An 8,708-nucleotide genomic window follows, 5' to 3' on the forward strand; every position below is an offset into this window, starting at 1 on the left:
TACCGAAAATCAAACTAAATGCTGTATTGCCTCCGCCTTGATTTGATAACCGCCATGAAACCCAGTAGACCCCGTTACTGATACTCGCTGCCCGAACTGGCATAGCATCAACTCAAGTGCCAACAGGTCAAACCCGACCACACACAATGGGTAAGGCGTCCGCTTGTCTGTCTCAACCTGAATAGTGGCCACCGCCATAACTTTGCCTGTTTGAGTCTTAATACGCTTCGGGATTTTAGTTATCCTGCCAGTGAACGTTATCATTGGATATCCTGATGAATAGGAAAATGAGATAAAAAAGCCAGCACAGGGCTGGCAAAGGTTGGAGATTGCAGGTCTATAGCCCACTAGGTAAGTAATTTATTCATCACTTCCGAGGACATAGAGCAACGAAGGAATAACATCGCGCATCGCTGTTTCCTCTGTTTCGTCGCTCATCAGTGTCAGTGTGTAATCCAGGCACTCATACACCACATCAATCGCGGATAATCCAAAGGCCCCACCCGCGATAATTTGCCCGGTTTCCCATTCTGGCGTTTCGACGATAGACAGGCGGTAGCCACCAAACGTCACAGGTGGGTTGTCAGGGCCTTCGCTCAGATAGAGGCCCACCGCTTTAGCGGCTAAGGTGGCGCGTTCGTCATCGTCCATATCAGCAGCCTGACCAATGCAACCGTCGAGATGTTGACTGATTTCAGCCACACTCATTTCTACCAGCCTATTACCCGCTTTAACCTTACCCTTGGCTGGCGCTGGTTTACTCTTGGCGTTCTGTGCTCGCGGGTCATGGCTATCACGATATCGCGACAGGTAAGCATCACAGGCAATGGCATCAATTTTACTGCCGACTCGCGCAGGGAAACCCGATTTACTTTCCCAATTGTAGAATGCCCGGCGACTCATCTCGGCATGTGCGGCGTACTGGCTTACTGACATCAACATAAAATATTCTCCCTGATTGGCAAAGTGTGAACCCTTCACAGTCGTAATGTGCAAAAGTGTGAAGGGGTTTACACTTTTTGGCGGAATGTGTGAATCAAACTGTAAATCAAAAATTGTTCTAATTTCTCTACACACCACGCAGTCAAAGACATGCAACAACTCGATAACAAAAAAGTGTGAAGTGTAAAGTGTGAATCAAATTCAAAAGTTAATAGCTAGGGAAACTGCACGGCGCGCAATGTCCCGTGTAATAAATGTTGCCAGGAGGGACCCAAAAAATTCTGAGGTCCATTAACCCGCCATTCACCGCTCACTCTGTGCCGCCACACCATACCGTTCAGACAGTGACCTGATATCTTCCTCAGTCCACGGCTCCACATGTTTCTCAAGAACCCTCTGAGCAGCAAAGAAACCAGCGTGATAGCCGTTATCGTCACTGTGGGTCATGCTGTAGGTGAATGCCTCCATATTCCGGTCCTCAGTATCCAGGCATTCCCAGCCAGCACAGACCGCAATCATCTTGCGCTTGGTGAAATTACTCAGGTGTCGTGCACTAACTTGCAACGTATCAATAGCCTCTTCGTGCGGTGTTCGGCGCTTAATCAATTTGAGTGCCAGTATTGGATTGTTTTGAGCCTCACGACTGGAGGCTATCCAATGGGCGTTGGTATGACGGGAGACCACTACACTCGCGCTTTCCTGCTCATCTTGAGCCTGTGCAGACTGTGATAGCCGCTGTAGTCGTAACAAGCTGCCACTGAGACGATTTCCGGTAGGGGCTGCTGCTTGTGGGGCTAAGTGCTGGTAACTCATGCTCATGGCTCCCGACTCGACTTAGGGGCGATTTAACGCTGTTGGACTCATTCCGGCATCAAGATTCGCTTTAATGCTGGCAACTTCACCGTGTGGCGCAACGATTTCACCACTGACCCGCTTCGCATCACCACGCAGCATGACACCCGTAGCCCGTAGCCGGTCATTACGGCGGGCTGTGGCATGGGCCATTTCCTGATTAAATACTTCCTCAGCCTGTTTACGTGCCTCGACGTTATCAGGGGTATTAGGGTCAGCCGCATTCATACGCTGCCTATTACGCTCAATCATGGCTTGGGTTTCATCTTCGGTCATCGGCTCTACCATCTTGGCCAGTGCCTTTATTGCACGATGTTTTGCAGCAAAATAACCATTGCTATCACCGTTCCCAGAAGAATAAGTCAGCGCGGTCATGGCCTTTTCTTCATCGTCCTGAAGCTCCCACGTCGGATCACGTTGCTCCATGAAATTCTGAGTGAACACGGTTAATGCTTCCGGGTCTTCTGCCAGTCGCTTTTTAATCTTCGATGAGCTCATGTCCGTATCTTTGAGTAACCGGATTGCCAGTATCGGGCTGGCTTTCGCCTCGTCAGAAATAGCCACATTGTGTGAGCGGCTGTGCTGGCTGGGTTTTGCTATGGAAACCGCCTTGGATTGCTGCTTATCAGTATCAACAATATCCGCTGAGGCATCAGCGCGACTGCCCCATAAATGACTGAAAGTTTTCATCAATGAGCCTGCCTTTTTTGTCGTAGGTTGTTTTGTTGCTGTGGTTTTTCGTGAGATGCCAAGAAGATGAGCGATGTTAGGATTTATCATGACAGTCCACCCTCTGGCTTTTCCGGCCAAATGATATTGAGCGGGTCATCAGGATCGATACGGTTCATCAGTACCAGATAGGTTTGCCACAACACCAATGCGGCTGTTTCTTCAGGAGTCGCTAACTGGGTGCTGACAGCGGCTTGCAATGCGACAACCTGAATATAAGCCTCCGTCAATACCTTGGCCTTGATATCACGGGCATCTGAGGCGGTCATTGGCGCGGGTTGCCATTCATGCGGACGACCGGCGATCTGCACACGCATGTAAGAACGCCCGAAGCGGTCTTTTGGGGCCGCACCTGCGCCCATGTTAATGACTTGTCCGGGTTGATAAATCTGATTCATGTCTTACCCCTTCCTTAAGGTTTTAAGGGCACTATCGACCAGCCCACGGGCAACCTCATGGATGGAGGGCGTGATACCAAACTCTGAGCGTCCGCGTTCACGTTCTTGCAAATGGCGTAAGGCCTCAACCTGATCGCGGGTCAAGAGCACGGCTTGCGTGTTACTTTTACGATTCATTTTTAACCTCAACTGAGTATTTATACAGCTAAATATATTGCAATAAATGAAATGATTCAAGTCACTGTTGCAATAATAGGAATATAAAATAATTCATAAAAATATGCTGTATACACGTTTACACTAGTCAAAATAGGGCTTTCTCACTTTTGTATACACGTATACACTATTTTCCGTATACGCGTTTACACACGGCAACGTGAGTGAATTGGCACACAACCTACTTACGGTGTTTACACATGATGGATAAAAAACAAAGCAAGCTGTTTTCTTTCAGAGTGCCGGCTGAAATGGCCGGTGAGATTGATGAGGCAGTAAAGCATTCAGGAAAGGATAAATCTGCGTGGCTACTAGGGGCTGTTCTGGATAAGTTAGGCTAGCCAGATACCTCACGTTCGCCAGAGTCACGTATGGAGGCTCTTATCAGTCAAATGGAAGGGTTACTCAGTGGCTCCGCTGCTTTACCTGCTCCACATGAACCTGAAACAGTTAAGGCCACCAGCACAACGGGATTGACCGCAAAAGATATTATTTGCCAGATGGTCAGTGAAACCGAACGGCTCGGTATTCAATCCAGTAATAAAGCCATTGTAGCCAGATTAAACGAGTTGGGAGTTAAACCCGCGCGGGGAGGCGTTTGGACGACAAGCGCTGTAGATAATCTCAAGCGCAGAATGAAGCGAACCAGTCAGTAGTCATGCATCTTATCGGTGTGTGTATTGGAAGCCCTGATTTCAATTCAGGGCGGTTACTCAATGTTCAACCAGAAACCGCAACCGTTGCGCCAATTCTCCGGCAGTCAATTCTCCTGTCGCAGCCCTAACCGTAAGTTCCTCCAGTTCGTTACCCTCATCACGGATAAAGACGCCGTTACGGTTCAAGAAGGCCATTGTTGTGAAGAATGCCGTGCGCTTGTTGCCGTCATTGAAGATATGCCCACGGGCAATAGCGACCCAATACGTGGCGGCAAGCTCAAACAAATCCGTCACACCTTCGTAGTGGGTGAGATTCTGAACACGGTGAATAATGGCTTCGGCTCTCCCCGCGTCCGGCATACCCGGCACTCCCGGATAAAGCTGCAATATTTTGTCGTGAAATATCAGTATTTCACTCGCGCTAATCCATCTCATCTGTCGGTCAGTGCCTCGACGGTTCGCCCGTGGCGCTGCATGATGAAATCAAATTCAGCATCCAGTTTTGATTTTTGATAAGCCTCAAAGTCAGCCTTGCTTATGACTACAGCGGCTGAACCGTCACGCCGGATGATCTCCACGGGTTCGCCACTTGTAGCAGCATCCAGCACAGCGGATATATTGGCGCGGGCCTGTGTTGACGTATAGGTAATCATAATAGCCTCTCTGATGTGTACACTTTAAATGTACACTTCAATGGAGTGTTAAGCAAATATCGCTGATGGGGGGGGGCTGAATCACGACAGGTGATAATTTGCTAATAACGGGTTTGTCGCCGCTCCTGACTTCTGTAGCGGTTACGCACCTCTCGCCGCCGATCTTCTGGTGTACCAGTGGAACGCCTTAAGCAATGGTCGCGCCGCTGGGCTATCTTCTCTCGCTCACTCTCGTCAGTACTGCAATCCATCACAACAAGCCACTGCGTTGCTGCCCTGCGCCAATAACCTGATAACTCCAAGGTTTCAGCTTTTCTTTTCTGTTCATCCATGCTCAAAAATTTTATCCAAACCGATTAACCAGTGCTACCACATTGTAAGCCAGAGATTACCTCATACCTTTAGAATTTACGTCATTCATTGCTTAGGTAACGTTTCAGTTCATCTTCAAGATCAGCAAGCTCTTCTGGCCTCCTAACCAGCGTCAATAACTCGGGAGAGACGTTCCAGCGATTATTTCCAGCCGAATGAACTGTCACCGATTTTTTGTTGAGCCTGATGACGATACCAGCGACTACAGATTGCTCAGATTGGAACCGAACCACATCACCAATACGCAATTCAGACATCGCGCTCAGGGCTTTTTCTCGCTGTAACTCTTTCAGTCGATCCACAATGCGGTTGTGTAAAGCGGTTAACTCCGCTTCCGTTAAATTATCGATACTTATCATATGAATACTTTCGCCTTTTTCGTTTCATATTCTTTGATGATTTCCAGCGTCATATCAAAAAGCTCTCCCGCCGCCTTGCGTGCATCCGTTATAGTTAAATCGTAGAGAGTCATCATGGAGTACTGTATTGCCCGCGCTGTTTTTGGTGTTGCATATTTCAGATAGATTTCTTCCCCGCGCCTTTCAATGTCCCGCTGGAAGTCCTGCCGAGAAAAAGCCCATTGATGAGACAATTGATAGGGTTCGTTAAACCAAGATACATCTGCCTTTGTCTTTCTAACCCAAACGACAATTGCCGGAAACTTGTGTTTGTCACAATAGTCCAGGTGATCGCTCGGTACTGACAGCCACGGACGCCCGCGACCTTCTGTATACTTCATGATTTTCATGCTGCCATCTCCTTTAAAACTCGCCAGCCAGAAAGAAGCCTCAATACTAACGGGTTAACTTTCGAACAGCTATTTAACAGTTGATTATGGATTTTGTCAGTTCCTACCCCCCCCTACTAAAAGTTTTGGCTGTTTTATGTCTACTTTATCTACCAATCATGCCAAACCCAGTAATGACGTGGCCTACAGCTTGGTAGAGAACACAAAAACACTACCTACTGGCTATCTACTACTATCTACCTGTCTACCAAAAGTCACTCAGTGGCGTTAGTGCATAATTTGGTAGATAAAGTAGATAATAGGTAGACAATAAAAAATTACTATCTACCAAGCTGTAACCCTTGTCCTGTCTGGCTTTGAAGTCATTTGGTAGATAGAGTAGATAGTAATAGATAAAACTTTATATGTAGGGACTTAATCCGGCGTATCCAGCCCCCACACATGAGGAAGGAAGCCGTTCACTTTTTCCGTTAACCCCACATTGGTTTGTTTGCGTCCGTTGATTTCCCGTGTTTTGTATTCCTTGCCGTATTCATTCGCCGCATTTTTCATCGCCTTACCGAATGACGTTACAGCCAGCGGCTTACCTAGCCCCTGAAACTCAAGAAATTCTTTATAAAGGTGATACAGGTATTTTTTAGGCTCGGATTCAATGCTTTTTCCACCCCCCATGAGCAAGCCTCGGGCTTCACTCATAAAATACAGTGCCGCGCATAAATCAATAACCGGATCTGTGCCCCGCTTTACCTCTAACGCCTCATCAGAGTTACGCTGCTCCAGTAGAAGCAATTTAGCTTTATCTTGGCTGGCAAACTCAGTTAACAGGTGACGGATAATTACGGGTAATTCCACACTGATTTTCGCATTGAGCAGCGGATCTTTGTCATCATCACTGACCGGGTTATTGAAAGAGAAAATGACTCTGCGCCTGGCTATCCCTCCCTGACGTTCAGTAAAGTTCATAGGTTCGTTATTCGTTGCAAGTACTACCGACTGTAAAATAATACTAAATTGCTTCTCATACTTGCCGTCGATCTCAAGCAAGTCACCACCAGTAATAGCCTTAATACCCGTTCCCTCGCCCACATATTTAGACTGGTCAGGAAGCAAAATTAGGCTTTTTCCGACAAACTGCGCGCGGCCTCTGGCGCTATCCAGCGCGGCCATATTGCCACTGGCGGTGTTATGTTCCCCGGTCAATAATGTAGCAATATGAGTAAATACGCTTTTACCACTACCTCCCTCACCGGTTATCTCAAGAAATAGCTGCCAATCATAACGGTTCGCCAGCACCATAAATAACCCGGCCTTAATGCGTTCCATCTTCCCGGCGTCACGACCCGCCGCATGAGATAGCCATTTGTAGAAATTACTCGCGTGTACCTTAAGACATTCATTTGCCGCCAGTGGTTGGGTGAACGTGATCCCATTATGATTAAGTAGCCAATCCTCCGGCTTATGTGCTCTGAACGCGTTTTCTCGCAGATCATACACGCCATTCTTGAAACCAATTAAGTAGCGCGGCTGAGTTGTCATAACTGGCACTTGCAGCTTCATGGCTTCAATAGCGTTTTTAATTCCGGTAGGAGAGTAAGGCGTTTCATTCTCATTGAAAATAGCGACCATTTCGCGCTGTAGCTCGCTGTCAGGGACTTTTTCCCACCGCTCACCGTTATAACGATAAACCGTCTCACTTTCTGGGTTGACGGTGATCTGCCCATAACGTTCTGCTAGTAGCTCTCCCCGCTGACTTGCTGCCATCTGAGACAAAGCCGGGCGAGAGTTTTTATCATTGTGTATAGCGGTAACGGTAGCTTTCATTTTCGCCCCCTTTGGTTGATACAGTGATTCGGTAAAAGCGCGTGTAGCGGCTTCTGTGCCGTTCTGTTGGCGGTAGTCGTCCCAGTCGGCTTTATGGTGAGTCGGTGGTGTGGCTACCCAGCCAGAGACGCAAATAGCGGATTTTTCAGCGGAGATAACACCAATATTCTGCTTAGGTTTGCCTTTTTCGTCACATTCTCCCGGTTCGTGCCAGTCGTTATCTGCTGCTATGATGATTTTTGCTTGTGGCCACTTTGCCCGGCAGACCTTCGCGACGTGAATTAGGTTGCCTTCGTCCAGTGCGGCCAGTACTACTCCATCATCCAGTAACGAAACGGTAACGCCGGTTGCGTAACCCTCGGCGATCAGCACCGTTACAGGCTGTTCGTTACCCGCTGGTGGTTGGAGCCTAACCGGAATAAACGAACCCTTTTTCGTGGTACCCGCCAATAACCGTTTCGAACCATCAGCCTTAATCACCTGTGCGCCGGTGGTGGTGCCGTCCATTCCTTGCAGTACCAGTAACAGTGAGCCGTCACTGAGCAAGGCTTTGGAGGGGCTTGGAAGGCCCTTATTGAGAAGGTACTGAGATTCACCCGATACCGTTTTAGCCACCAGCGCCGCCACCTTGTCAGCAATCGCAATATTGGATTGAGGCTTATCTCTGGCTGGCTTCGGTTCTGGTAAGGGCAACGACATCACACTCGCGACCTTTTCCGCCGCTGAACGGGCGTCACACTGGTTAACCTTCATCACTAAATCCAGCCCGGTACCCGCGCCACAGTGTGAGCAATGGTAGGTTCCGCGACCCTCCCGATCATCAAATCGATAGCGGGTTTTACCGCCACAGCTTGGACACTCACCCTCGCCGCGATTGGTCGGAATATCCAGACGTTGGAAAATAGCTTCCCAGTGGCCTTTAGCTTTGCTGCGAACGTCCTCAACGAATGTCATTTTTTTGCGGACTCCCGGTAAAAGTGAATTCAGCAACAAAACGCGCCAGAGGCATGATGCAAGGTGCCTGATATCCATCACGGCTAAAGGTGACTCGGTTAAACGCCACGGCCTGTACAGTGACGAGTAAGCCGTGACTGTCTTTGTAGCGGTCATTAGGCAGCGGTTCGCGCATAGTTCACCTCCGTAGCTTTTTGAAGGTGTGATAGCGCTTCATGCATAAGACTGTGTACAGCGGCAACGCGATTGGCTTCGTCGTTGTCGTTTGCTGTAAGGGTGCCCATCCACATATTCAGCACAGCGATAGCCTGATTACTGTATGCCAGTGCGTTTTCTGCGTGATTCACGACTTCAAAGGTTTCTTTAT

Annotated in this window: 17 protein-coding genes; 3 read left to right on the plus strand and 14 right to left on the minus strand. The window is 48.4% G+C overall.

Features of this window, described 5'->3' with window-relative positions; genetic code table 11:
- Positions 1 to 9: 9 nt before the first annotated feature.
- The 6 genes from AEP37_RS21500 to AEP37_RS26695 form a co-directional block, all read right to left on the minus strand.
- On the minus strand, positions 10 to 264 hold the full coding sequence (locus tag AEP37_RS21500) for a hypothetical protein (protein ID WP_049615249.1): 255 nt from the start codon (positions 262 to 264) through the stop codon (positions 10 to 12).
- A gap of 96 nt (positions 265 to 360) precedes the next feature.
- Positions 361 to 942, minus strand: coding sequence for a hypothetical protein (locus tag AEP37_RS21505; protein ID WP_049615250.1), 582 nt, complete (start codon positions 940 to 942; stop codon positions 361 to 363).
- A 303-nt stretch (positions 943 to 1,245) separates the two neighbouring features.
- Positions 1,246 to 1,755 carry a hypothetical protein gene (locus AEP37_RS21510; RefSeq protein ID WP_049615251.1) on the minus strand — a complete coding sequence of 170 codons (510 nt, stop codon included), beginning with the start codon at positions 1,753 to 1,755 and terminating at the stop codon, positions 1,246 to 1,248.
- A gap of 21 nt (positions 1,756 to 1,776) precedes the next feature.
- Positions 1,777 to 2,484: a hypothetical protein gene (locus tag AEP37_RS21515; protein ID WP_049615252.1), complete on the minus strand. Its 708-nt coding sequence runs from the start codon at positions 2,482 to 2,484 to the stop codon at positions 1,777 to 1,779.
- 86 nt (positions 2,485 to 2,570) lie between these two features.
- Positions 2,571 to 2,921 carry a tail fiber assembly protein gene (locus AEP37_RS21520; protein WP_049615253.1) on the minus strand — a complete coding sequence of 117 codons (351 nt, stop codon included), beginning with the start codon at positions 2,919 to 2,921 and terminating at the stop codon, positions 2,571 to 2,573.
- 3 nt (positions 2,922 to 2,924) lie between these two features.
- A complete protein-coding gene (locus tag AEP37_RS26695) occupies positions 2,925 to 3,098 on the minus strand; it encodes a hypothetical protein (protein ID WP_049615254.1) in 174 nt (57 codons plus the stop codon).
- A 239-nt stretch (positions 3,099 to 3,337) separates the two neighbouring features.
- Here AEP37_RS26695 and AEP37_RS27410 point away from each other — a divergent pair, with 239 nt between their 5' ends.
- Positions 3,338 to 3,478, plus strand: a complete 141-nt coding sequence (locus AEP37_RS27410) for a hypothetical protein (RefSeq protein ID WP_244880823.1) — start codon at positions 3,338 to 3,340, stop codon at positions 3,476 to 3,478.
- Positions 3,479 to 3,508: 30 nt separating this feature from the next.
- Positions 3,509 to 3,793 carry a recombinase family protein gene (locus tag AEP37_RS27415; protein ID WP_244880824.1) on the plus strand — a complete coding sequence of 95 codons (285 nt, stop codon included), beginning with the start codon at positions 3,509 to 3,511 and terminating at the stop codon, positions 3,791 to 3,793.
- 57 nt (positions 3,794 to 3,850) lie between these two features.
- Here the strand turns inward: AEP37_RS27415 and AEP37_RS21535 are convergent, their stop codons facing one another.
- From AEP37_RS21535 to AEP37_RS27420, 5 genes are all read right to left on the minus strand, one after another.
- Positions 3,851 to 4,228 (minus strand): type II toxin-antitoxin system death-on-curing family toxin, encoded by a 378-nt coding sequence (locus tag AEP37_RS21535; RefSeq protein WP_049615255.1) that lies wholly within the window; start codon positions 4,226 to 4,228, stop codon positions 3,851 to 3,853.
- Positions 4,225 to 4,446 (minus strand): type II toxin-antitoxin system Phd/YefM family antitoxin, encoded by a 222-nt coding sequence (locus AEP37_RS21540; protein ID WP_049615256.1) that lies wholly within the window; start codon positions 4,444 to 4,446, stop codon positions 4,225 to 4,227. The genes AEP37_RS21535 and AEP37_RS21540 overlap by 4 nt, the downstream gene beginning before the upstream one ends.
- Before the next feature lie 101 nt (positions 4,447 to 4,547).
- Positions 4,548 to 4,778 (minus strand): PerC family transcriptional regulator, encoded by a 231-nt coding sequence (locus AEP37_RS25355; protein WP_072086383.1) that lies wholly within the window; start codon positions 4,776 to 4,778, stop codon positions 4,548 to 4,550.
- Between the two features lie 81 nt (positions 4,779 to 4,859).
- A complete protein-coding gene (locus AEP37_RS21545) occupies positions 4,860 to 5,177 on the minus strand; it encodes a hypothetical protein (RefSeq protein ID WP_049615257.1) in 318 nt (105 codons plus the stop codon).
- Positions 5,174 to 5,566 carry a hypothetical protein gene (locus AEP37_RS27420; protein WP_072086384.1) on the minus strand — a complete coding sequence of 131 codons (393 nt, stop codon included), beginning with the start codon at positions 5,564 to 5,566 and terminating at the stop codon, positions 5,174 to 5,176. Before AEP37_RS27420 ends, AEP37_RS21545 begins: the two co-directional genes overlap by 4 nt.
- Before the next feature lie 136 nt (positions 5,567 to 5,702).
- Here AEP37_RS27420 and AEP37_RS27650 point away from each other — a divergent pair, with 136 nt between their 5' ends.
- Positions 5,703 to 5,837 carry a hypothetical protein gene (locus AEP37_RS27650; protein ID WP_280512721.1) on the plus strand — a complete coding sequence of 45 codons (135 nt, stop codon included), beginning with the start codon at positions 5,703 to 5,705 and terminating at the stop codon, positions 5,835 to 5,837.
- 143 nt (positions 5,838 to 5,980) lie between these two features.
- Here the strand turns inward: AEP37_RS27650 and AEP37_RS21555 are convergent, their stop codons facing one another.
- The 3 genes from AEP37_RS21555 to AEP37_RS21565 all read right to left on the minus strand — a co-directional run.
- Entirely contained in the window at positions 5,981 to 8,341 is a 2,361-nt protein-coding gene (locus AEP37_RS21555) for a primase-helicase zinc-binding domain-containing protein (protein WP_049615258.1), read from the minus strand.
- On the minus strand, positions 8,328 to 8,516 hold the full coding sequence (locus AEP37_RS21560; RefSeq protein WP_049615259.1) for a DUF4222 domain-containing protein: 189 nt from the start codon (positions 8,514 to 8,516) through the stop codon (positions 8,328 to 8,330). Before AEP37_RS21560 ends, AEP37_RS21555 begins: the two co-directional genes overlap by 14 nt.
- Positions 8,497 to 8,708 (minus strand): hypothetical protein (locus AEP37_RS21565; RefSeq protein WP_331462908.1); only part of this gene is annotated, 212 nt, incomplete at its 5' end. The genes AEP37_RS21565 and AEP37_RS21560, both read right to left, overlap by 20 nt.

Origin of the sequence: Yersinia pekkanenii (genome assembly GCF_001152565.1) — a bacterium.
Taxonomy (GTDB): domain Bacteria; phylum Pseudomonadota; class Gammaproteobacteria; order Enterobacterales; family Enterobacteriaceae; genus Yersinia; species Yersinia pekkanenii.

What these genes read in the sequence shown, in the direction of transcription:
- AEP37_RS21510 (WP_049615251.1), bottom strand. Translation starts at nt 1,755, where the DNA reads ATGAGTTACCAGCACTTAGCCCCACAAGCAGCAGCCCCTACCGGAAAT.
- AEP37_RS21505 (WP_049615250.1), bottom strand. Translation starts at nt 942, where the DNA reads ATGTTGATGTCAGTAAGCCAGTACGCCGCACATGCCGAGATGAGTCGC.
- AEP37_RS27420 (WP_072086384.1), bottom strand. Translation starts at nt 5,566, where the DNA reads ATGAAAATCATGAAGTATACAGAAGGTCGCGGGCGTCCGTGGCTGTCA.
- AEP37_RS27650 (WP_280512721.1), top strand. Translation starts at nt 5,703, where the DNA reads ATGTCTACTTTATCTACCAATCATGCCAAACCCAGTAATGACGTGGCC.
- AEP37_RS21520 (WP_049615253.1), bottom strand. Translation starts at nt 2,921, where the DNA reads ATGAATCAGATTTATCAACCCGGACAAGTCATTAACATGGGCGCAGGT.
- AEP37_RS27410 (WP_244880823.1), top strand. Translation starts at nt 3,338, where the DNA reads ATGATGGATAAAAAACAAAGCAAGCTGTTTTCTTTCAGAGTGCCGGCT.
- AEP37_RS21515 (WP_049615252.1), bottom strand. Translation starts at nt 2,484, where the DNA reads ATGAAAACTTTCAGTCATTTATGGGGCAGTCGCGCTGATGCCTCAGCG.
- AEP37_RS21540 (WP_049615256.1), bottom strand. Translation starts at nt 4,446, where the DNA reads ATGATTACCTATACGTCAACACAGGCCCGCGCCAATATATCCGCTGTG.
- AEP37_RS21545 (WP_049615257.1), bottom strand. Translation starts at nt 5,177, where the DNA reads ATGATAAGTATCGATAATTTAACGGAAGCGGAGTTAACCGCTTTACAC.
- AEP37_RS26695 (WP_049615254.1), bottom strand. Translation starts at nt 3,098, where the DNA reads ATGAATCGTAAAAGTAACACGCAAGCCGTGCTCTTGACCCGCGATCAG.
- AEP37_RS21555 (WP_049615258.1), bottom strand. Translation starts at nt 8,341, where the DNA reads ATGACATTCGTTGAGGACGTTCGCAGCAAAGCTAAAGGCCACTGGGAA.
- AEP37_RS21560 (WP_049615259.1), bottom strand. Translation starts at nt 8,516, where the DNA reads ATGCGCGAACCGCTGCCTAATGACCGCTACAAAGACAGTCACGGCTTA.
- AEP37_RS25355 (WP_072086383.1), bottom strand. Translation starts at nt 4,778, where the DNA reads ATGGATGAACAGAAAAGAAAAGCTGAAACCTTGGAGTTATCAGGTTAT.
- AEP37_RS21500 (WP_049615249.1), bottom strand. Translation starts at nt 264, where the DNA reads ATGATAACGTTCACTGGCAGGATAACTAAAATCCCGAAGCGTATTAAG.
- AEP37_RS21535 (WP_049615255.1), bottom strand. Translation starts at nt 4,228, where the DNA reads ATGAGATGGATTAGCGCGAGTGAAATACTGATATTTCACGACAAAATA.
- AEP37_RS27415 (WP_244880824.1), top strand. Translation starts at nt 3,509, where the DNA reads ATGGAGGCTCTTATCAGTCAAATGGAAGGGTTACTCAGTGGCTCCGCT.